This window comes from Flavobacteriales bacterium (assembly GCA_019694795.1).
Lineage (GTDB): Bacteria > Bacteroidota > Bacteroidia > Flavobacteriales_D > UBA2798 > UBA2798.
Genome location: JAIBBF010000005.1, coordinates 40,499 through 63,079, shown reverse-complemented (window position 1 = coordinate 63,079; position 22,581 = coordinate 40,499). Strand labels below are relative to the sequence as shown.

At 41.5% G+C, this 22,581-nt stretch carries 19 protein-coding genes; 7 read left to right on the top strand and 12 right to left on the bottom strand.

What is annotated here, in order from left to right:
• Positions 1-187: 187 nt before the first annotated feature.
• The gene (locus tag K1X56_03340) at positions 188-6,439 is read left to right on the top strand and encodes a choice-of-anchor L domain-containing protein (GenBank protein MBX7093731.1); all 6,252 of its coding nucleotides are present in this window, start codon (positions 188-190) and stop codon (positions 6,437-6,439) included.
• Between the two features lie 44 nt (positions 6,440-6,483).
• On the opposite strand, the gene K1X56_03335 is transcribed toward K1X56_03340, so the two are convergent.
• From K1X56_03335 to K1X56_03315, 5 genes are all read right to left on the bottom strand, one after another.
• A complete protein-coding gene (locus tag K1X56_03335; protein MBX7093730.1) occupies positions 6,484-7,158 on the bottom strand; it encodes an ABC transporter ATP-binding protein in 675 nt (224 codons plus the stop codon).
• Entirely contained in the window at positions 7,155-8,417 is a 1,263-nt protein-coding gene (locus tag K1X56_03330) for an ABC transporter permease (GenBank protein MBX7093729.1), read from the bottom strand. Before K1X56_03330 ends, K1X56_03335 begins: the two co-directional genes overlap by 4 nt.
• The gene (locus tag K1X56_03325) at positions 8,414-9,511 is read right to left on the bottom strand and encodes an efflux RND transporter periplasmic adaptor subunit (protein ID MBX7093728.1); all 1,098 of its coding nucleotides are present in this window, start codon (positions 9,509-9,511) and stop codon (positions 8,414-8,416) included. Before K1X56_03325 ends, K1X56_03330 begins: the two co-directional genes overlap by 4 nt.
• Before the next feature lie 70 nt (positions 9,512-9,581).
• Positions 9,582-10,076 (bottom strand): DinB family protein, encoded by a 495-nt coding sequence (locus tag K1X56_03320; protein MBX7093727.1) that lies wholly within the window; start codon positions 10,074-10,076, stop codon positions 9,582-9,584.
• 27 nt (positions 10,077-10,103) lie between these two features.
• On the bottom strand, positions 10,104-10,736 hold the full coding sequence (locus tag K1X56_03315) for a hypothetical protein (protein ID MBX7093726.1): 633 nt from the start codon (positions 10,734-10,736) through the stop codon (positions 10,104-10,106).
• Positions 10,737-10,816: 80 nt separating this feature from the next.
• Here K1X56_03315 and K1X56_03310 point away from each other — a divergent pair, with 80 nt between their 5' ends.
• Genes K1X56_03310 through fmt form a run of 3 tightly spaced genes read left to right on the top strand, consistent with a single transcriptional unit; the run spans position 10,817 to position 14,282 of the window.
• Complete coding sequence (locus tag K1X56_03310) at positions 10,817-11,992, top strand: class I SAM-dependent rRNA methyltransferase (GenBank protein ID MBX7093725.1); 1,176 nt, start codon at positions 10,817-10,819, stop codon at positions 11,990-11,992.
• Between the two features lie 32 nt (positions 11,993-12,024).
• Positions 12,025-13,326: an MATE family efflux transporter gene (locus K1X56_03305; GenBank protein ID MBX7093724.1), complete on the top strand. Its 1,302-nt coding sequence runs from the start codon at positions 12,025-12,027 to the stop codon at positions 13,324-13,326.
• Entirely contained in the window at positions 13,323-14,282 is a 960-nt protein-coding gene (gene fmt / locus K1X56_03300; protein ID MBX7093723.1) for a methionyl-tRNA formyltransferase, read from the top strand. The genes K1X56_03305 and fmt overlap by 4 nt, the downstream gene beginning before the upstream one ends.
• On the opposite strand, the gene K1X56_03295 is transcribed toward fmt, so the two are convergent.
• The 7 genes from K1X56_03295 to rpsA form a co-directional block, all read right to left on the bottom strand.
• The gene (locus K1X56_03295) at positions 14,283-15,200 is read right to left on the bottom strand and encodes a ribonuclease Z (GenBank protein MBX7093722.1); all 918 of its coding nucleotides are present in this window, start codon (positions 15,198-15,200) and stop codon (positions 14,283-14,285) included.
• Positions 15,201-15,249: 49 nt separating this feature from the next.
• Positions 15,250-16,005, bottom strand: coding sequence for a T9SS type A sorting domain-containing protein (locus K1X56_03290; GenBank protein ID MBX7093721.1), 756 nt, complete (start codon positions 16,003-16,005; stop codon positions 15,250-15,252).
• Positions 16,006-16,012: 7 nt separating this feature from the next.
• Positions 16,013-16,387, bottom strand: a complete 375-nt coding sequence (locus K1X56_03285) for an STAS domain-containing protein (protein ID MBX7093720.1) — start codon at positions 16,385-16,387, stop codon at positions 16,013-16,015.
• An 88-nt stretch (positions 16,388-16,475) separates the two neighbouring features.
• Positions 16,476-17,408 carry an aspartate carbamoyltransferase catalytic subunit gene (locus K1X56_03280; protein MBX7093719.1) on the bottom strand — a complete coding sequence of 311 codons (933 nt, stop codon included), beginning with the start codon at positions 17,406-17,408 and terminating at the stop codon, positions 16,476-16,478.
• Positions 17,401-17,949 (bottom strand): bifunctional pyr operon transcriptional regulator/uracil phosphoribosyltransferase PyrR, encoded by a 549-nt coding sequence (pyrR, locus tag K1X56_03275; protein ID MBX7093718.1) that lies wholly within the window; start codon positions 17,947-17,949, stop codon positions 17,401-17,403. Before pyrR ends, K1X56_03280 begins: the two co-directional genes overlap by 8 nt.
• A gap of 55 nt (positions 17,950-18,004) precedes the next feature.
• Positions 18,005-18,412: a hypothetical protein gene (locus K1X56_03270; protein ID MBX7093717.1), complete on the bottom strand. Its 408-nt coding sequence runs from the start codon at positions 18,410-18,412 to the stop codon at positions 18,005-18,007.
• A gap of 88 nt (positions 18,413-18,500) precedes the next feature.
• Entirely contained in the window at positions 18,501-20,324 is a 1,824-nt protein-coding gene (rpsA, locus tag K1X56_03265) for a 30S ribosomal protein S1 (protein MBX7093716.1), read from the bottom strand.
• Between the two features lie 291 nt (positions 20,325-20,615).
• Here rpsA and K1X56_03260 point away from each other — a divergent pair, with 291 nt between their 5' ends.
• From K1X56_03260 to K1X56_03250, 3 genes are all read left to right on the top strand, one after another.
• The gene (locus tag K1X56_03260) at positions 20,616-21,140 is read left to right on the top strand and encodes a hypothetical protein (protein ID MBX7093715.1); all 525 of its coding nucleotides are present in this window, start codon (positions 20,616-20,618) and stop codon (positions 21,138-21,140) included.
• 97 nt (positions 21,141-21,237) lie between these two features.
• Positions 21,238-21,555, top strand: coding sequence for a thioredoxin (trxA, locus tag K1X56_03255; GenBank protein MBX7093714.1), 318 nt, complete (start codon positions 21,238-21,240; stop codon positions 21,553-21,555).
• Positions 21,556-21,632: 77 nt separating this feature from the next.
• Positions 21,633-22,559: a DUF58 domain-containing protein gene (locus tag K1X56_03250; GenBank protein ID MBX7093713.1), complete on the top strand. Its 927-nt coding sequence runs from the start codon at positions 21,633-21,635 to the stop codon at positions 22,557-22,559.
• Positions 22,560-22,581 lie beyond the last annotated feature (22 nt).

Sequence of the window (22,581 nt, the reverse complement as noted above, 5' to 3'; positions counted from 1 at the left end):
GAGATTATCTGATTTTTTATTCTAATTCAGGCAACCTTAAGTACTTTACCTCATCTTATCTATGCAAAAGCTTTAGTATTTTGCGCCTTAATTTCAAGCGGATTAAACTCCTTTTGAAATCCCCAAACGAACCCAAAAAAGAAGCATGGTCAAAGGACTTCTCTCTCGTGCCTTGCAAATTTCCGCGATGAAATTTGCTTTATTCCTCAGCGCAGGTATTTTATTGGCACCTACATCGCAAGCCCAAATTACAGTTACCCCCGGCGGATCGGCCAATACCATCATCAGTAACCTGGTGGGAGCTGGTATTACAGTTTCTAACGTAGTCATTAACTGTGGTGGAACGGCCTACGGAACCTGGTCAGGAAACCTTGGCGCAGGTGGTGTGGGTATGACCAATGGTGGTATCCTTTTAACTACAGGATCTGCAGCAGCAGCGGATGGACCAAACAATTCTGGTTCTGCAGGAGCATCAGTTGCCGGTTTCGATTTTTCGGATCCGCAATTAACCACTCAACCTGGTGCAGGTAGCCCGGCACCATCGTTCGACAACTGTATCCTCGAATTTGATATGGTTCCAACCTGTGCTCAGTTTAATGTTGCATTTGTATTCGGATCAGAAGAATATCCAGAGTTCGTTTCTTCTTCGTATAATGATGGTTTCGGCATGTTTATTACCGGGCCGAATCCATTGGGTGGAAACTATACCAATTACAACTTTGCGCGACTTCCAAACGGACAATTAGTAAGTATCGATAACGTAAATGGTGGAGTTAATGCAGCCTACTATAACACCAATACAACAGGTGTGATGCAATATGATGGTTATACTGACGGATTAACCGCAAGCATTAACGTAACTCCTTGTCAAACTTACCATATCAAAATTATCATTGCCGATGCCGGTGACCAGAATTATGACTCCGGTTTATTTTTGGGATATCAGAGTTTCTCTTGTGTAATTCCTCCACTTACTTTAACACCAAGTATGACGCCTGCTACCTGCGGACAAAGCAATGGTGCAGCAGGTGTTACAACTTCGGGTGGACAAGGTCCTTTTTCCTATTTGTGGTCACCCGGTGGACAAACCACCTCCTCTATTTCTAATCTGGCTCCAGGTACCTATACGGTAACCGTTACGGATCCACTTTCCTGTACACCGAATACTACTCAAACTATTACCGTAACCTCAACAGGAGCTGCTCCGGTTTTAAATCCCACAGTAGTTAATGCAACTTGTGGATGTAACGGATCTATTAATTTAAATACTACAGGTGGTGTTACTCCTTATTCCTTTGCATGGTCAGGCGGATTAAGTGGAGGCGCACCGACGAATGTTTGTCCGGGCACATATACCGTTACTGCAACCGGTGCTAACGGATGTACAGCTACGGCATCAGTTACCGTAACCGGTCCATCTGCATTATCAACAACATCATCTGCTGTGGCCGTTACATGTAATGGTGCATGTACCGGATCTGCAACTGCAAATCCAACAGGTGGAAATCCACCCTACACGTATTTATGGTCACCCGGTGGACAAACCTCTCAAACAGCTTCCGGTCTTTGCGCAGGAACTTATACGGTTACAGTTACCGCAACCGGTGGTTGTACCGCAACATCTACTGTTTCTGTTACACAACCTACAGCCGTTACCGCAACTGCAACCCCAACTGCCGTTTCTTGTAATGGTGGAAATAACGGACAAATTGTAGTAAATGGTGCTGGTGGTACAGCTCCTTTACAATACAGTTTAAATGGTGGTGCATTCCAAACCGGAAATACATTTACCGGTCTAACTGCAGGAACCTACACCATCATCGTTAAAGATGCGAATGGATGTCAGATTACTTTAACTTCTACCATTACCCAACCTACTGCTGTTGCGGGTACAGTTACTTCAACCGTTGCTGCTTCCTGTGGATTTGCCAATGGTAGCGTTACCGTTACAGGTTCAGGTGGTACTGCTCCTTATACCTATTCAATTAATGGTGGAGCATTTCAATCTAGCGGAACCTTCCCTAACCTGTTACCTGGAAGTTATACCGTGGTTGTAAAAGATGCCAATGGTTGTACCATTTCAACACCAATTACCATTACCATTAATGCTTTAGCACAACCTACTGCTACGGTAACATCACAAACCAACGTTTCATGTGCTGGAGGTGTTAATGGCGCAGCACTGATTGGAATTTCCGGAGGAACTGGTCCTTATACCTATGATTTAAATCCAGCTGTTGGTCCTAACCCTCCTCCACAAGCTTCGAATTCATTTTCCGGTTTAACTGCAGGAAACTATACAGTAGTAGTAACAGATGTAAACAACTGTACTTCGAGTGTAACATTCACCATTACACAACCAACTCAGCTTACCATTTCAACGGTAGCAACTGCTGCATTATGTAATGGCGATTGTAATGGTCAGATTACCGTAACTGCTTCCAATGCAACGCCTCCTTATCAATATTCAGGAAATGCCGGTGCAACATTCCAGGCGAGCAATGTGCTTACCAATCTTTGTGCAGGAACCATCAACGTCGTTGTGAAAGATGCGAATGGTTGTCAGGTAAACTCCAACGTAGGTATTACTCAACCTGCCGTTCTTGCTGCTACTTATACACCAACCAATCCGATTTGTAATGGAATTTGCAATGGTCAGGTTGTTGTTGCAACCAGCACCGGTGGTACTCCAACTTATCAGTTTTCTATTGATGGTGGTGCACTTCAAACCAGCACATCATTTACCAATCTTTGTGCAGGAGTTCACAACATGCTTATTCAGGATGCGCATGGTTGTCAGCAAACCGCAACTTTAACTTTAGCTAATCCTCCCGGTTACACTGTAGATACTGTTTTCACGGATCCTTCGAACTGTGGATTTAATGATGGTAACTTCCAGGTTGTAGCTTCAGGCGGATTTGCACCTTATACTTACAATAACGTTACCGCAGGATTTTCCGATCCAAACGGATTATTCCAAAACCTCACTGCAGGTGCTTATGAAATTTTAGTTACCGATGCGCATGGATGTCAGGAAACCTACTTCGTTGGGGTAAACGATATTCAGATGAATGGTGTATTGAACTTTGTAACCGATGCTACTTGTCCGGGCGCTTGCGACGGAACGGTTTCTACCATAGCAACCGGTGGATTCGGGTCCATTTCTTACGACCTCGATAATGGATCACAAACACAATTGGGATCGGGAGATTTCTCCGGACTTTGCGACGGATCACATGCGATTGCAATGACCGACCAGGGATTTTGTGTGTATGTAGTTACGTTCAACGTTACTGCACCTCCAGCTATCGTTTATACACAAGCTACCACCAACGTATCTTGTTTTGGCGGAAGCAACGGAAGCATCACGTTCAATGCGCCAAGTGGAGGAACTGCTCCATATCAATATTCAATTAATGGAGGTACGACTTTCCAGGCTGGTTTATCCTTTACAGGATTAGCGGCAGGAACTTACAATTTGGTGGTAAAAGATGCGAATGGATGTTTGCAAACTGCAACAGCAACCATTACACAACCAACACAAATTGTAGTATCAGAAAACCACACGAATCTTACTTGTAACGGAAACAACTCCGGTACATTATCGATTGGTGCCGTGGGTGGTATTGCACCTTACCAATACTCCAATAATAACTGTGCTACATCGCAAGCATTCTCTTCTTTCTTTGGATTAGCTGCTGCAACTTATACCGTTTGTGTAACAGATGCGAATGGTTGTACAATGACCAACACCGCTATCATCACTGAACCTGCTGCCATTACCGCAACACTTACACCGGATGATCCAAATTGCTTCAACGGAACAGATGGTTCTATTGTAGTAAATGCAAACGGAGGTACACCGGCATTCCAGTATTCTTCAGATAATGGTTTAACATTCCAAACTTCTTCTACGTTTACTGGATTAGGACAAGGAAACTATTCTGTGGTAATTAAAGATGTGAATGGTTGTAACCTGATGATTCCGCAAGCACTTTCACAACCTACACAGGTTACCTTCACTGCAACTCCAACATCCAGCACTTGCGGTGGAGCCAACGGAAGTATTTCGATTACTGCAAACGGAGGAACAGGTGCATATCAATATTCAGACAACAACGGAACTTCTTTCCAGGCTTCGAATACATTTAACAGTTTAACAGCAAACACCTATAACATCGTTGTAGAAGATGCGAATAACTGTCCTGCTACAGGAACCGTAACTGTAACAGATCTCGGCTCACCTGATCTCACCGGGGTGATTGGAACAAATCCATTATGTAACGGATCAACCGATGGTCAGGCAGAAATTCTTGTATCGGGCGGAACAGCACCTCTGCAGTTTTCAGTAGATGGAGGAGCTGCTCAAGCTTCGAATATCATCACCGGTTTAGGTGCAGGAGCGCATACCGCTACCGTTACTGATGCAAATGGATGTACCGATAACTTCAACTTTACACTTACGGATCCTGCTGTTCTTACAATGAGCAGTAACGTAACCAACCTTCTTTGTAATAATGATTTTACAGGAAGCTTTACCATAGTTGCTGCAGGAGGAACTGCTCCATATCAATATAGTTTTGATGGAGGTGCAACATTTACAGCATCCCCAAGCAATAACTTTATTGCTGCAGGAACTTACAACTTAGAAGTTCAGGATAACAATGGATGTTCTGTAACAGGAACGGCTATCGTAAGTGAACCAACTCCATTGGTATTCCAAAGTTTTGCAACGGTTAACGCAAGCTGTTTTGATGTATGCGATGGACAAATTCAGGCTTTCCCTGCCGGCGGAACAGTAAGTGGATTATATCACTTCATTTGGTCGAACGGTATTGCTGGTCCTTCTCAGGCAACTGCAACAGGAGTTTGTGATGGTACTTATTCTGTTACCATTTCAGACGACAACGGATGTTCTATCGACACCACCTTTACCATCACTGAACCTGTTCAGGTAATAATTACTTCTACTGTAGTAACAGATGTAACCTGTAATGCGGCTTGCGACGGAACAATTACAGTAACCTCTCCGGCAGCTACAAGTTTCAGTACCGACAACGGAGCAACATTCCAGGCTTCAGGTTCATTTACAAATGTGTGTGCGGGAACCTATTTCATTCAAGCCGCAGATGCGAATGGATGTTTTGCTGATACAACTATTACTGTTCAGGAACCTGCTGTACTCGATATCATGACTCCTCAAGGTGGTACTTCTTGTAATGGCGGAGAATTTAATCTTATCGCATTAGGTATGGGTGGTACGCCTCCATATTCGTATACATGGACAGGTACAGCTTCAACTTCATCATCGGTGTATGTTACACAAACCACACAAACTACCTATGATGTATTTGCTACAGATGCCAACGGTTGCGTTTCTCCAACCACAAGTGCAGTTGTTGATGTTTATCCGCTCTACACATTAACCGTTAGTCCGGATACATTGATTTGTCCCGGCTCATCGGTAACATTGGGCGCACAAGGTTCGCAAGGTTTACCCGGATATTTCTACGTATGGTCATCCGGAGATTCTACACAAACAACTACCGTTACTCCAACTGTTCCTACCACCTATGATGTAATGTCGTTCGACGTTTGTAACGATACACTTTACATGTCGGTTAACGTTGGTTTCTATACGCCAGCAAGCGTTAACTTCGTTGCTACACCGGCTGCAGGTTGTGCACCATTTACAACTACATTGGTAAATACAACACCTGTTGGTCAAATTGGCGGCAACTGTCTTTGGGATTTAGGAGCACTTGGAACATCCAACAACTGTGCAAGTGTAACTCAAACATTCAACACGCCTGGTTGCTATGATGTAACACTTCAAATTACTTCTCCGGACGGATGTATTTCGGATACAACCATTGTAGATGCAGTTTGTGTTTACGATATACCTGTGGCCGATTTCAGTTACGCTCCATTACAACCAACTGTACTTTCTCCAAGCGTTAACTTTACCGATCAAAGTTCTGGTGCAAGTACTTTCTTATGGACATTCGATACGTTGGGAACAAGCACCGATCAAAATCCAAGCTTTACCTTCCCTGGTGGATTCCCTGGAGTATACGAAGTTTGTCAGGTTGCCATTTCACAATTCGGATGTACAGATACCGCTTGTCAGTTTGTAACCATTTATGATGAGCTTCTCATCTACGTTCCAAATGCATTTACACCGGATGGTGATGGAATCAACGATATCTTCTTACCGATTATTAACGGTGTAGATCCTGATCCGAATAAATATGATTTCTACATCTTCGACCGTTGGGGTGAATTAATTCACGAAGGACATACACCAACTGTAGGTTGGAACGGAACTTACAAAGGGAAAATGTCGAAACAAGATGTTTATGTTTGGAAAATCAAATTGGTTGATCAGTTAACCGGACAACAAAAAACATATTACGGACATGTTAGTCTGTTGAAATAAGAAATCCGCATTCATAAAAAAGCCCCGAAAATTTCGGGGCTTTTTTATTTTACAATTTCACCGTCGGCCATATCGATAATCCGATCTGTTTTTGCAGCGAAGTCGGGATCATGCGTTACAATGATCATGGATTGTCCGCGGGTAGTTGAAAGTTCGCGCAAAATTTCAAAAACCACATTGGCATTTTTCGAATCAAGATTTCCTGTTGGCTCATCGCCCATTATAATCATTGGATCATTGATCAAGGCACGTGCAATGGCAACACGCTGTTTTTGTCCGCCCGATAATCGATACGATTTTTTATCGGCTTGTTCTTTTATCCCCAATAAATCCAGTTTATTTAATGCATCCATTCTGATTTCTTCTTCCGATTTCAGATTCAGTTTCATGGCGGGCATCATGACATTATGCAATACTGAAAATTCCGGTAATAAATAATGAAACTGAAAAACGAATCCAATTTTCTGACCTCTGATTTTTGCTAATTCGTCCACCGTTTTCCCCGACACCAATTCGCCATCCAATCGCAATTCACCCTGATAATCGGTATCCATGGTCGACAAAATATACAACAAGGTAGATTTCCCACAACCGGATTTCCCCATGATGGAAACGAACTCTCCCTTTTTCACATCGAGCGATACATTTTTCAGCACCTGAAAATCGGCAGGATCATGAAAATATTTGACGATATTTTTTGCTTCAAGTACCAAACTCATTTTCCTCTGATTATTTCTACCGGATCAATTTTTCCTGCTTTACGTGCAGGCAAGTATCCTGCAAGAAAAGTAGTAGCCAGCGCAAATACAATTCCAATAATATAATATTTCGGATCGTAATTCACGGGGAAGGTTTTAAGTGTAGGCATAAAATCCTGTTCAAATGGAATATTGTCGATACCATAGGAAATTAAAAATCCAACCAGCAATCCCAATACTCCTCCAACCAATCCTGTTATTAAAGCTTCCGAAATAAAAATCCTATGAATATCGCTGGTCGAAAACCCGGTAGCTTTCAGAATGGCGATATCATCCATTTTTTCGAAAATAAACATATTTAGAATATTGTAAATCCCAAATCCTGCTACAATCAACAATGCTACGCCAACTACATAGGTCATAATATTCCGCACATTCATCCCCAACTCCATTTGCGCATTGGCGGTTTTATAGTCGACAGCTGTAACTTCAAACCGACGTGCATATTCGGCGGCTAATTCTTTCGCTTTGGTGATGTCGTGCAACTTAATGTTGATATCGGAAATATAATCTTTGTTTTTCCCCAATAATTTTTGCGCCGTTTTAAGTGTTGAGTATCCTTGTACATCATCAATGGCAGAAATTCCAATTTGAAAAATACCAACCACTTTTAATTGAAACTGAACACCGGTGGAAGAAGTCAAATTGATCCGATCCCCCACTCCAACCGATAATTTTTTAGCGAGTCCAACCCCAATCACTGCGCCATTATTTTCGGTAGCCAGAGAAGATAATTCTCCCTCCAGCAGATTATCTGAAAGATTAAACAGTTTATTTTCTTCATACACTTCTATTCCTAATATAGATCCGTTTAACTGAACCGATCCAAAATCATAAAACACTTGCGTACTTAATCGCGGTGCAACGCCTAAAACACGGGGATCTTTTCTTAATTCGGAAATAATCTCTAATGAGTTCCGGATATTCCGCTTCGCATCTTTAGGACGCTGATGATGTACAACCAAAACACTCTTTTCAAAATCTGCAACCCGCGCTCCGATTGCAGAACGTTCAACTTTTAAATCATTATACAAACGAATGTGTGGTGTGTTATTCAACATCAAATCGTCCATTAACTTATTGAGTCCGGTCATAAACCCGATCATGCCGATGTAAACACCAATACCGAATGTCACACCCAACGCCGCAATAAGCGATTGTTTAATCCGCGACATTAAATGAGTTCGGGCAATCAGAAAAATAAGTTTATACCTCATTATTCCACCACAGGTTTAAGAATGGTCGATTGCTCATCGAGGCCTTCCAGTACTTCGACATATTCCATGTTCGATAATCCCGTTTTTATTTCTTTTTCTTCGCCGGATTCCAGACGAACAAACTTTTTATTGATGAGGTAAGATTTAGGTATAACGAGTGCATCTTTTTTCTCATTCACTAAAATATTTCCTTCCAGACTTAATCCCGGATAAAGGACTTCAGGTGCTTTTTCAAATTGAGCTTCCACCTTAAATGTTTGCGAACGTTCATCAAGCATGGGATAAATTTTCGAGATTCTGCAATGAAAAACTTCATCGCCGTAGGTGTCGATGCTGACTAAAACTTCTTGTCCGATTCTAATCTTAGCAATATCCATTTCATCAATCAGAAGCTGAACCAGAAAATTGGAACTTTCACCGATCAATGCAATGGGTTCCTGAGGCAGGACCAATTCTCCTTTTTGCTTGTAAATCGCATACACCCGACCATTCATTCTACTGCGCAATTCGAAATCCTTCTTATTATTCGCACTCATCTTATAGACATTCTCTGCACGTTGCATTTCCGTTTTCGACTGACGCAATGCTGTTTCATATCGTTTGCGTGCAGAAATCAATGTATTCGCCGATAAATCGAAAGCGAGTTTAGCCTGCTCAAAATCATTTTCGGAAACGGCATCATTTTCTTTCAGATTTTTAAAGCGGATAAAATTAACCGAGTCGCGTTTGAACCTGGTTTCGGCTGTAACAATGGCCAGTTTTAATTCTTGCATTGCAGAAGAATTAGGATCATAATTTTCGCGCGCAAAATCCCAGGCAATTTTGGAATTCATCTCATTTAACCCGGTATTATCACTCTTAATTCTGGCAATGAGTTGATCCAATTGAAGCGTATCCCCTTCTTCAGGAAAAATCTCATCAACGATACCGGAAACAGTGGAATATACTTTGTATTCTTCCGCAGCACGAATGCTTCCGCTTCCATAAACAAACTCGGTGAGTGCTTTTCGTTCGGGATGAATACCCTTCTCTTTTTCGCCGCAGGAAAACAGAAAAATTCCACTGGCAAAAAGAGTAACAACTATTCGATTAAACATAAAAAGAATCTTGGGTTAATGGCTGCAAAATAGACAAGCTTGCAAAAGTGCAATACGACTTTTATCACTTTTATATGGTTTTTACACCATTTAACTTACACAACCAACCTAAATGACCTGCATGCTGACCTTCATGTGCAATGGCGTGACGTACAATGGTCCGGACAGAATCATCTCCTCCAAACTTCATCCCTGAAGCATTTACCTGAAGAAGTTCTTCATCACTCAGTGACATGATTTTTCTCATGGATGCTTCGTGCACTGCGTGAAATATTTCAAGGATTTCTGAAGCGGCAGGATATTCTGATTCTGATGGTAAGGCAGCGCCAAGTCCGAATTGTTTTGCCCAGGAGAAGCGCACAATTTCTGCACCCGTTGAGCGAAGACATAGATAATTTTCAGTAACCGCCAGATGTCCGATGATCCACAATGGTGAATTGAGTGTTTTACCGTTCACTTCAAAAGAACGCGTATACTGATCCGGAGAAATTTTATTAAAATAACCGATGGTTTGTTTACGGTTGTAATCCAGCATTTCTGCTAAAACCTGAGCTTCTGTTTTCATTTGATTTTTTTTGCCAAGATAGGCAAATCAATCGCGAACATAAACCTGAATTCCGTCGGGTGAATTCCATGCATAGGCCATGGATTTATCCACAAACGGCTCCAAACCGGGAACCATAAAGAAGCTGGCAACATTCGGACAGGTTAAACCGCCCCATGCAGGTGCTTTTTCTCCTTTACCGGGAAGAATTAAAACAACGTGACCGTATTTATCTCTTTCGCTGATAGCAATTGCAGCCTTTCCTTCATTCGCAGCATTCATGGCAGCATCGAGAGCCGACTGACTGGATGCGGGTCCGGCCAGGTGCCATGCTTTGGAGGACAATACAATCGGACGAATCTCTTCGAAATCGACATATCTTCCGTCTTCCGTTTCAAAATCGGTGATATCGTAGTACCAGCAAATAGCTTTCGCAATAAAATATTTGCAGGTCATAGAATTCTCTGCATTTTCCTTGCAGTATTCAAAGGATTCCAACATTTCTTCGGTTGATGGCCGGTCTGAAAATAGTGCAGAATCTACCACTACTTCGTCGGTTGCCAGGGTGGTGTCGGTCAACTTGATGGTATTCGACGGATTAGTCCCGGAATTATCCTCTCCGCTGCAGGAATAGAATAATGTTACCAGTGAGAAAACGGTTATGGACGCAAGCAGTTTCATTTCGGGGTTGCAAACATAAGGATTCTAAATCGATTAGTAAAAACAGAATGTCGCGCAATTGTTTAGTTTTGCACTTCAATATGCATGCCATTATCACCTTAAAAGCCGGTAAGGAAAGATCCTTACTGAGATTTCACCCCTGGGTGTTTTCCGGAGCCATTTCCGACACTAAAGGACAGCCTTCTGAAGGCGACATCGTTGAAGTGAGAGAAAAGAGTGGAAAAACGCTGGGATATGGTCATTTCCAAACCGGAAGTATTACGGTTCGTATGCTCCGTTTTGGGAATTTGTTTCCGGATCGTGACTTCTGGAACGAAAAAATAGCTGCTGCATTAGAGGTTCGCAAGCGAATTGGATTGTTTCCGGGTGGATCTACCAATGTATTTCGACTGGTACACGGCGAGGGCGATGGATTACCTGGATTAGTGATCGATTATTACGACGGTGTTTGCGTGGTGCAATGTCACTCCACCGGCATGTTTCGTGAAAGGGAACATATCGTTAATGCACTGAAGGCCGCATTTGGAGAAAAATTAATTTCGGTTTACGATAAAAGCAGTGAAACCTTATCCAAAGGGGTATCGGAAAAAAATGAATTTTTATTTGGCGATGAGATTTCGGGAAAAGAGGTAATGGAGAACGGACATCGTTTTGCGGTGGATTGGGTAAGCGGACAAAAAACCGGATTTTTTATCGACCAGCGTGAAAACCGAAAATTATTAGGCGAATATTCCAATGGAAAAAAAATCCTGAACACGTTTTGCTATTCAGGAGGATTTTCAGTTTATGCACTACAAAACAATGCAAAGGAAGTTCACTCGCTCGATTCATCTAAAAAAGCGATTGAATTAACCGAAACCAATATTGCATTAACGAATAAAGGAGCACAACACAAATCCATCGTTGCAGATGCTATTCCCTATTTAAGAAATATTGAAAAGGATTACGACATCATTGTTTTGGATCCACCTGCTTTTGCAAAACATTTATCGGCAAAACATAACGCCATTCAGGGCTATCGTCGACTCAACGAAGAAGCCATCCGTCAGATTAAACCGGGCGGATTAATTTTTACTTTTTCCTGTTCGCAAGTTATCGATATGGAATTATTCACCGGAGCGGTGATGTCGGCAGCCATTAACGCAGGAAGAAACGTGAGAATACTTCATCGTATGCATCAACCCGCCGATCACCCGGTTTCCATTTTCCATCCCGAAGGAGAATATTTAAAAGGCTTAGTGATTGCTATTGACTGATGGAGAAAAGCAGTTTATCATATAGCAAAATTTTGTCGGTTGCATCACCGATTATGATTGGCGTTTTTGTTCAGTTTACGGTCCTTATTACCGACTCCGCTTTTCTTAATCGTGTAGGTTCCATCGATTTCAACGCGAGTGGAAATGCAGGAATGTTGTATGTCACCCTCTTTATGCTCGCCACCGGAATTTCCAACGGTGCTCAGGTTTTGATTGCGCGTCGCGATGGAGAAAAACATTTTACTGAAGCCGGAGATCTTTTTCGTCAGACCTTTTTCTTACTCGCCATCACTGGTGTGATTTTTACCGTATTGCTTTTACTGGTTAACGTTTTATTTCTTCCTCCCATTGTAAATGATCCGTCGACCCTGATAAAAATGCAGGAATTCTTATCGGTTCGCTCTTATGGATTTATAGTTGCCATTCCAACATTAGCCTTCCAGTCTTTTTATTCAGGCATTGCCAAAACGCGAATGATTATGTATTACACACTGATCACTGCTATTGGAAATGTGTTGCTGGATTATGGAATGATCTTTGGGAATTTCGGATTTGAACCAATGGGATTAAAAGGTGCTGCACTAGCCACTGTTCTTTCGGAAATTCTTGCTCTTGTATTTGTCATTCTTTATACCATCAACGATAAACAGGCCAAAACCTATTTGTTGATTCGTCCATTTCATATCCAGTGGCAACGCATTCGTGAAATCATGATTTTATCGTGGCCTTTGATGTTGCAGGGAGCGATCAGTACAGGAACCTGGACCATTTTTTTCTTTTTCATTGAGCAAATGGGGCCGCACGATTTAGAAATTTCGCAAATCATCCGGATGTTTTATCTCATTGCATTAATTCCGGTTTTAGGAATTGGATCGGCAACCCGAACCTTTGTTTCGCATTTAATTGCAGAAGGAAAAACCAATGAAGTGATTCCGACCGTGCGAAAAATTGTCATTCTTAATTTAATCGCCTCCTTTCTTTTCACCTTCTCCAATATCTTTTTCCCTGCACTGGTGATTCCGTTTATATCCGAAAACAACGCAATACTTGGAGACGCTGCCTACACTTTACAGGTTGTAACGGGTGCAATGTTTCTACTGGCAGTTACTTCTCCCTTATTGAATCTCATTTCAGGAGCAGGCGATTCGAAAACAGCATTTCGTATTGAGGCCATTTCGATTGGTATTTATTTATTTGGAGCATGGTTACTTGCCGTTCAATATCCGCAACCCATCACCATTGTATGGTGCCTGGAATATGTTTATTTCGGAATGATGTTGTTTGCTTGTTTATATTACATACAAAAAGGTAACTGGAAAAACATTAAAATCTGATGGGCTTTAAGATTGTATATATGGGCACTCCTGAATTTGCAGTAGAGGGATTGCGTAGTTTAAAAAATTCAGGAATCGAAATTGCTGCGGTTGTAACTGCAACGGATAAACCTGCGGGACGTGGACAAAAACTCACTCCTTCTGCTGTTAAGGAATTTGCACTTGAAAATCATATTCCCGTATTGCAACCGGAAAAATTAAAAGACCCGGAATTCATTGCTGCATTAAAAGAAATAAATGCCGATTTATTTGTAGTGGTTGCCTTTCGTATGCTTCCCGAAATGGTTTGGAATATGCCGAAATACGGAACCATCAATTTACACGCCTCTTTACTTCCGCAATACCGTGGCGCTGCTCCGATCAACTGGGCAGTAATCAATGGCGAAAAGGAAAGTGGAGTCACCACTTTTTTTATTCGCCAGGAAATTGATACGGGACATATCATTGAACAACGAAAAGTAGAAATTTCCGATACAGATACAGCCGGAATACTTCACGATAAACTCATGGTAACCGGTGCAGAATTACTCGTAAAAACCGTTACGGCTATTCGGGATGGCAAGAGTTCTTCCACACCACAGGAATCCTTAATAACGGAAGGAACTACACTTAAATCTGCTTCTAAAATTTTTAAAGAGGATTGCCATATCAATTGGAATCGTTCTACAACGGAAGTATATAATTTAATCCGAGGACTCTCCCCCTACCCTGCTGCTTTTTCCATTTGGAAGCAAGTCAACAAAGAAGACAATACGTTAAAAATTTTCAGCAGCGAAAAAGATTCGAAATGCGGAAAACCGGGCAGTATTGAAACCGATGATAAAAGCTATTTGCGTGTATTCACTTCAGATGGTTCCTTGCTGTTAAAAGAATTACAGCAAGCCGGTAAAAAGAAAATGACCATTGAAGAATTTTTGCGAGGAACTAAAATAGATCACGCTTCTACTTTATGTTGATTAAGGATAAATTGTAATGGTTAATCCATCTTCTGCAATCTCCGTTGCGGGAAATACTTCCCTGGCCTCCGTAATAAAGCGATCCATATCATGATAGCGCACGGAAAAATGTCCAAGCACCAATCGTTTTACTCCCGCCTTTAAAGCTATCGTTGCAGCTTGTGCAGCCGTTGAATGAAATGTTTCTTTTGCCCGATCATTCAGTTCCGAAGTAAATGTGCTTTCATGAAATAACACATCCACACCTTGAATTGAATCAATTATTTTTTCGTGATAAATGGTATCGGAACAATAAGCATAGGAATACGATGCCGGTCGTGCCAGCGTGAGTTCTTTATTCGGAATTACTTTTCCCTCACCGGTAATAAAATCTTTCCCCTCTTTTATTCCGGGTAATGCATAAACCGGAATGCTGTAGGTTTTTAATGCTTCGGAACTAATGGGTAAAAGCTTTTGCTTTTCACGAAAAACAAATCCGCAGGTAGGAATACGATGCTTAAGAATAACCGTAGAAACCTCCAGCATTTTATTATCAAAAATAACCTGGGGTTGATCGTAGCTCAGCGGATGAAATTGTATGGTATAGGTCAAACGTGTATGCGATATTTTCATATGCAAATCAATCATCTCCTTAAGATCGGGATGCGCATAGATATGCAGTTCGTTTTTCCTTCCGAGCAAATGCATACTCTGCAACAATCCGATTAAACCTAGGTAGTGGTCGCCATGCAAATGGGAAATAAAAACGTGATTAATGCGCTGAAATTTGACTTTGTATTTGCGCATTTGCAGTTGTGTTCCTTCGCCACAATCTACCAGAAAATAATTCTCCTGGATATTGACCAATTGAGAGGCCGGATTCCTTCGCAGTGAAGGAGTCGATGAACCGGATCCGAGTATGGTGACTTCAAACTTCATGAAAAAAAAAGACCGTTCATTTCGAACGGTCTTCCTATAATTTTATGGATTAATGTGCGATAATCATGCGCTTGGTGAGGGTGCGTTTTCCATCGGAAATTTTGTACATATACGTTCCTGAAGGAATACCTGAACCATTGATTGTAATTGTATTTTTCCCTTTGTTAACGGCGATCTGTTTGTTGTAAACAGGTTGACCCAACAGATTGAATACTTCCAATTGAACATTACCTGAAATTCCGGTTTCCAGTACAATGGAAGTTGTTTCATCGAATGGATTAGGTTGATTCTGGCTGATAGAAAATGTAGAAGCAGCAACTTCATCTACACTATTGGCAGGCAACACTACGATTTTATAATAATCGAGTGTGAAGCTATTCGGAACTCCGAAACCACCAACGTATGCATCCAATGCAATGGTTAAGTTATATACGCCTTCATCACCTGGTTGTGCGGTACCGGTAATAATCGCACAATTGATGGAATTACCCGGAAATGCGCAGTTAGGAACAGCACATGTGAAAACAAATCCCGGAGGTAATCCGGTTACTGAAGTTACTACGATACTGTCGAACGACAACGTAGTGCATGGCAATGGCAAAGGTAAAACCTGTGCACAGGTATCTGCAGGTACAACGGCAGTTACGGTTTGTCCGTAAGGAGTGCCCACATAAGCCACTGCAAAATTCTGTGCGCTGTCTGGATGAATTCCGGCATCACCGGCTACGCTCATATCCGGAGTACATTGTGCAGAAGCACTAAAACCGGCAGCAATAAACGAAACGAAAAGTAAAATTTTCTTCATGTAACGATTAGTTTTCATTATTTAAATCACGCTCAACTTCTTCCATGTAAATTAAATCAGACGCTTCACTTACGGTGGGAGTTATACTGAGTACATTGTGCAATTGGGAAATGGTAATCAATTTCATTACCGGTTCTTGTAAGCCGGTTAAAACAAAAGATCCTTCGGAACCTTTACATAAACGATTGGCCACCAAAATAGCACTCAATCCGGATGAATCGCAATAGCGTGTTTCTGCAAGATCCAAAATCAGGTTTCGTACACCTTCTTTGTTATGCAAAACCATGAGTGACTTCAACTCAGGTGCATGCGTGGTATCGAGTTTTTCCACTTTGGAGCGGATCAAAACGTATTTATCGTGGGTGTTTACTTCAAAATTCATATCCAAAGTTTGAATGTTAAATATAGACAGAAAAAATCATTCTACGAAATTGAAAGGGTGTGGAGCAAAATAATGTGGCTCAAGCTGCTTAACTCCTGATTTTTGCGGCCAGGAGGTAGATGACAGCCATTCGTATAGCCACCCCGTTTTCTACCTGATCCAGAATAACCGATTGCTCGCTGTCGGCCACCTCGGAGGTGATTTCCACTCCCCGGTTAATGGGTCCCGGGTGCATCACCACGATTTCCTTCGGTAAACTTTTGAGCAAGGTCATATCTAAACCAAACAACATGGAATATTCACGGAGTGAAGGGAAATACTTGATATCCTGTCGTTCCAGCTGAATTCGTAACATATTGGCCACATCGCACCAGGCCAGGGCCTTTTTCAAGTCGTGCTCCACTTTTACACCCAGATCGCGAATGTATTTGGGAATTAGTGTGGTGGGACCACAAACCATGACTTCTGCACCCAACTTTTGAAGGCAGTAAATGTTCGAAATGGCCACCCGAGAGTGAAGAATATCACCCACAATCACCACCTTTTTTCCTGCTACACTTCCCAACCGTTCACGAATGGAATAAGCATCCAGCAAAGCTTGCGTTGGATGTTCATGCGTACCGTCGCCGGCATTCACAATGCGTGCATCCACATGTTTAGAAAGGAACAGTGCAGCCCCCGGAGTGGCGTGGCGCATCACCACCATATCCACTTTCATGGCCAGAATATTATTTACCGTATCAATTAAAGTTTCGCCCTTTTTTACCGATGATCCGGATGCAGAGAAATTGACAATGTCGGCCGACAAGCGTTTTTCTGCAAGTTCAAACGAAAGTTTTGTACGGGTTGAATTTTCGAAAAAGAGATTCGCAATGGTAATGTCACGAAGTGATGGCACTTTTTTAATCGGACGATTGATCACCTGTTTAAAACTGTCGGCCGTTTGAAATATGATTTCAATATCTTCCGGTAGAAGATCTTTGATGCCGAGTAAATGATCAACGCTTAAGTGCTTATTCATTTTCTTTCTCTGTATATAAAATCACTTTATCTGCTCCTTCCGTTTCTGCCCACTCTACCGAAACACGTTCCGAATGAAGTGAGTCGACCCATTTCCCCACATAATCTGCCTGAATGGGAATCTGCCGTGTAAACCTGCGATCAATCAATGTTAGTAGCTCTACTTTTTTAGGTCTACCATAAGCAATTAGCGCATCCAATCCGGAACGAACGGTTCTTCCGGTATACAACACATCGTCCACCAAAATCACTTTTTTGCCTTCGATGATAAAATCGATATTCGTTACACTGGGTAATAAAGGAATGTCCCTTCTGCGAAAATCGTCGCGGTAGAATGTAATATCGAGCGCTCCGGTTTGAATTTGTGTTCCTGTAATTTCTTCTAAACGATGTTTTATGCGATTGGCCAAATAAATACCGCGTGGTTGCAAACCGATGATTACAGAATCAGAAAAATCTCCGTGATTTTCGATTAATTGAAAACAAAGCCTGTTGATGAGTAAAGAAAAAAGCTGACTGTTGACTATTTCGTTAGGCTTCATCGGAAAGAAGGTTGGACAAATATAAGAGAAATTGTCCTACTCCAGCACTTTAAAATTATAAACAAACGGCACCCAATACCGGTTTACGGTTGGTCGATTTCAATTCGGACCGAAGCCATTCCATCGCCTTTTCCCGATCACTAAAGACTTTTGTGCGAATGGCAGGCTTGTTAAATGTGAGGTAAAAATTCCCAATGATTCGTTGGGGTAAATCGCGAACCAAAATGGCTTTTGCTACCGTGTTCAATTGAAAATCGGAAGAAGCCGAGAGGCGTCGTGCTTCTGCAGAAATAGTAGTTCCAGGTTCCGAAACCACTAAAATACCATAAAGTTTGTCCTTCATCAACCGCATATTCTCCGCCTTAATGGCATGAATATCTTCGGCATCGATGTGGCAATCTTCGAGGACAGTATTTTCCAGAATACCCTCTTCTAAAATGGCTATTTTGAACTTTTCCTTCATGGTTTGGCCATACAATATAACCATTTTTGGTCAAAAAAAAAGTCCGCTCCATAAATTAGAGCGGACTTTTTAGTATTCAGTTAAAGGATTATTTCTTTTCTCCTTTTTCCATTTCAGATTTCAGGTTTGCCAAAGCATCGAGGTCACCAAGTGTGGTTTTTTCGATGTTGGAATTGATTTCCTTAACGGCTTTAGAAGTCGTGTTCCCTGCTGCGGCACCTTTTTTAGCACCACCGCGAGCTGCATTTTTCACTTTCTCTTCAACTACTGAAGAATCGAAAGTTGCAGTGTGAGAAACAACGATTTTCTTACCTTCTTTATTGAATTCGGTTACCATGAATTGAAGTTTGTCTTCAACTTTAGCATTGGAACCATCTTCTTTACGGATGTGTTTTGCAGGCGCATAACCTTCAACACCATAAGGAAGAGCAACTGTAGCTGATTTATCATTAACAGTAACAACAGTTCCTTCGTGTACTGAACCTTCGGTAAAGATGGTTTCGAATACATCCCATGGATTTTCTTCGAGTTGTTTGTGACCGAGACTTAAGCGACGGTTTTCTTTGTCGAGTTCGAGTACAACAACATCGATTTTATCTCCGATTTTGCAGAATTCAGAAGGGTGTTTTACTTTTTTGCTCCAGCTTAAGTCTGAGATGTGAATCAATCCATCGATTCCTTCTTCCAGCTCTACAAACACACCAAAGTTGGTGAAGTTACGTACAGTGGCAGTGTGACGGGAATTGGTAGGATATTTTGCTTCAATTTCAGCCCATGGATCTGGTTTAAGTTGTTTCATACCCAGCGACATTTTACGCTCATCGCGATCGAGGGTAAGAACTACTGCTTCAACTTCATCTCCAACTTTCAGGAAGTCCTGCGCTGAACGAAGGTGTTGGCTCCAGCTCATTTCAGAAACGTGGATCAATCCTTCTACGCCCGGTGCAATTTCAATGAATGCTCCGTAGTCGGCAAGAACAACCACTTTTCCTTTGATGGTATCACCCACTTTGATGTTAGCATCAAGGGCATCCCAAGGATGTGAAGTAAGTTGTTTAAGACCAAGTGCGATACGTTTTTTATCATCATCGAAATCAAGAATAACCACGTTGATTTTCTCATCGAGTTTAACGATTTCTTCAGGATGATTAACACGACCCCAGCTAAGGTCTGTAATGTGAATAAGACCATCAACACCACCAAGGTCAACGAATACACCGTATGATGTAATGTTTTTAACGGTTCCTTCAAGAACCTGACCTTTTTCAAGTCCGCTGATGATTTGTTTTTTCTGCTCTTCGAGTTCAGCTTCAATAAGCGCTTTGTGCGATACAACAACGTTTTTGAATTCGTGATTGATTTTAACCACTTTGAACTCCATGTTTTTACCAACGAAAATATCGTAATCGCGGATTGGCTTAACATCGATTTGCGAACCTGGAAGGAATGCTTCCAATCCGAATACGTCAACGATAAGTCCACCTTTAGTACGACATTTCACATAACCTGTGATGATTTCGTCTTTTGTAAGCGCTTCGTTTACACGTTCCCATGCGTGGAACATGCGCGCTTTTTTGTGAGAGATGATCAGCTGACCGTTTTTGTCTTCGGTAGACTCAACGAATACAACTACTTTTTCTCCGATTTTCAGATTTGGATTGTAGCGGAACTCTGAAAGAGGAACTACACCTTCTGATTTGTAACCGATGTTGATTACTACCTCTTTTTTAGTGATAGCTACAACAGAACCTTCAGTTACTGCTTTCTCCACGATTGAAGTAAGCGTGTCATCATACATCTTTCCAACTTTGTCTTTTTCATCGGAAGTGTACACATAACCTTTGTCTGCGTAAGCAACCCAGTCGAAATTTGGGTCTGGTGCAACGTTTGTTGCGGTCGATTTTTCTGCCATTGTGGCTTTTTACTTGTATCTCGTTGTCCGGCCAACAAGAGAAGTTAAACGAAAGCCTTACCGGAAAGGCCTGCATAATTGCGGGTGCAAATGTAGACAAAATCAAGCCCAAAGCCTAGAAAATACGGGGAAAAGAAGAGGAAAAAGGGTTAAATGTTGAAAGAATAATTCAGGACGCTGAAAAACAAATAATTACAAACATTATCAGATCGAATTGTTAGCATTTTTATCAGCCTTTCATCACCGGTGATCGGTGCTTTTTTGGCATCTTTGCATAAACAACAACCGGATATGGAGGATTTTTTGGATCTGCTGAAGATCATTTTGCCCAGTGCTATCGTATTTCTCACAGCCTACCTTTTATTTAAGCAATACCTCGAAAAAAGCGCGGAACGTCAGTTAAAAGAAATACAGGCAGAAACGCAAAAAACAGTTCTTCCTTTACGACTTCAGGCTTACGAGCGCGTGGTTTTATTTCTGGAGCGGATTTCACCGAATAATTTGCTAATGAGAACCTACAAGCCCGGAATGAGTGCTAAACTTTTTCAGGCTGAACTTGTTCGTGTAATTCGAGAAGAATACGAACACAACATGACCCAACAGGTTTACGTATCGCACAACTGCTGGATCTTGTTAAAAAATGCCAAAGAAGAAACCATTCGCATGATCAATATTGCAGGAGCAAATCTGGGTAATGATGCAACGGGATTGGAGTTAAGTGCGGCGATTTTTGAAATCGGACAAAAAATTGACAAAATGCCTTCTGACCAGGCCATCAATTTCGCCAAAAATGAAGTCCAAAAGTTGTTTCAATAAGGATTAGGATGACAATCTGTCGCATTATTTTAAACGGCAGGATTTTGGCAATGGAACTAAAACATTTATTTTTAAACTGAATAAAAAATATAAAACAATGGCAACTGAAATTACCGACGCAAACTTCGAAGAACTGGTTCTAAAATCAGATCAACCTGTAATGATTGACTTTTGGGCAGAATGGTGTGGACCATGCCGCATGATCGGACCAGTGGTTGAGGAAATGTCGAAAGAATACGATGGAAAAGCATTGATCGGAAAAGTGAATGTAGACCACAATCCGGGAATAGCATCGAAATTTGGAATCCGTAACATTCCAACGATTCTCTTTTTGAAAAACGGAGAAATTGTTGACAAATCTGTAGGAGCTGTTCCGAAAAGTCAGCTTACCGATAAACTTAACAAACAACTTTAAGCTACCTCCCTCCTGAGTAAAGTTGTTCTAGAATTCCGGGTACTGCTGCCCGGAATTCTTCTTTTTAAAACGATGTTTTGAATAAAATCGACAAACATAAAACGGAGCCCTTCGGCAATCTCGAATTTCTTGCCCGCCAGGTAGTGGAAGGATTTATTACGGGATTACATAAAAGTCCCTTTCATGGTTTTTCGGTTGAATTTGCGGAACACCGCCTCTACAATACCGGAGAATCTACCCGGCATATCGATTGGAAATTATTTGCGCGTACCGACAAATTATTCATTAAACGTTACGAGGAAGAAACAAACCTGAGATGTCAGATTATCATCGACACTTCTTCTTCGATGTTTTTTCCCGAAACACCCGAAAAAGGATTTTACAATAAAATCGGATTTTCCATTCACGCCGCAGCTGCATTAATGGAATTATTAAAACGACAGCGCGATGCTTGTGGCTTAAGCTTATTTTCCGAACAAATAGAACTCCACACGCCAAGCAAATCCAGTATTACACATCAGAAATTCCTGTACAGCGAACTGGAGAAACATTTGCAACTATTCAGCGCAGGGAATCCACACACTACACGCGCAGCACAATGCTTACACCGTATAGCCGAAGCTGTTCATCGCAGATCACTGGTGGTTATTTTCTCAGATATGCTTGATAATTCAGAAGAATCGGAAGAATTATTTTCTGCACTACAGCATTTGCGTCACAATAAACATGAGGTTATTCTTTTTCACGTAAGTGATAAAAAACTGGAACTTGAATTCAATTTCGAGAATCGTCCCTACACCTTCATCGATATGGAAAGTGGCGAAGAAATTAAACTCAACCCCTCCGGAGTACGGGAAAAATATTTGGAGGCGATGTCGAAATTTAAAAACGACCTCGTTTTAAAATGCGCTCAATTAAATATTGAACTGGTGGAAGCCGATATTCGTGAAGGCTTTGACAAGGTATTGATGGAATACCTGATTAAACGTTCAAAAATGGTGTAATTCACCTTAATTTTTTCATTCT

Coding starts and splice junctions, on each gene's coding strand:
- K1X56_03340 (MBX7093731.1), top strand. CDS start 188: ATGAAATTTGCTTTATTCCTCAGCGCAGGTATTTTATTGGCACCTACA.
- K1X56_03335 (MBX7093730.1), bottom strand. CDS start 7,158: ATGAGTTTGGTACTTGAAGCAAAAAATATCGTCAAATATTTTCATGAT.
- K1X56_03325 (MBX7093728.1), bottom strand. CDS start 9,511: ATGTTTAATCGAATAGTTGTTACTCTTTTTGCCAGTGGAATTTTTCTG.
- K1X56_03320 (MBX7093727.1), bottom strand. CDS start 10,076: ATGAAAACAGAAGCTCAGGTTTTAGCAGAAATGCTGGATTACAACCGT.
- K1X56_03315 (MBX7093726.1), bottom strand. CDS start 10,736: ATGAAACTGCTTGCGTCCATAACCGTTTTCTCACTGGTAACATTATTC.
- K1X56_03310 (MBX7093725.1), top strand. CDS start 10,817: ATGCATGCCATTATCACCTTAAAAGCCGGTAAGGAAAGATCCTTACTG.
- K1X56_03295 (MBX7093722.1), bottom strand. CDS start 15,200: ATGAAGTTTGAAGTCACCATACTCGGATCCGGTTCATCGACTCCTTCA.
- K1X56_03290 (MBX7093721.1), bottom strand. CDS start 16,005: ATGAAGAAAATTTTACTTTTCGTTTCGTTTATTGCTGCCGGTTTTAGT.
- K1X56_03285 (MBX7093720.1), bottom strand. CDS start 16,387: ATGAATTTTGAAGTAAACACCCACGATAAATACGTTTTGATCCGCTCC.
- K1X56_03280 (MBX7093719.1), bottom strand. CDS start 17,408: ATGAATAAGCACTTAAGCGTTGATCATTTACTCGGCATCAAAGATCTT.
- pyrR (MBX7093718.1), bottom strand. CDS start 17,949: ATGAAGCCTAACGAAATAGTCAACAGTCAGCTTTTTTCTTTACTCATC.
- K1X56_03270 (MBX7093717.1), bottom strand. CDS start 18,412: ATGAAGGAAAAGTTCAAAATAGCCATTTTAGAAGAGGGTATTCTGGAA.
- rpsA (MBX7093716.1), bottom strand. CDS start 20,324: ATGGCAGAAAAATCGACCGCAACAAACGTTGCACCAGACCCAAATTTC.
- K1X56_03260 (MBX7093715.1), top strand. CDS start 20,616: ATGGAGGATTTTTTGGATCTGCTGAAGATCATTTTGCCCAGTGCTATC.
- trxA (MBX7093714.1), top strand. CDS start 21,238: ATGGCAACTGAAATTACCGACGCAAACTTCGAAGAACTGGTTCTAAAA.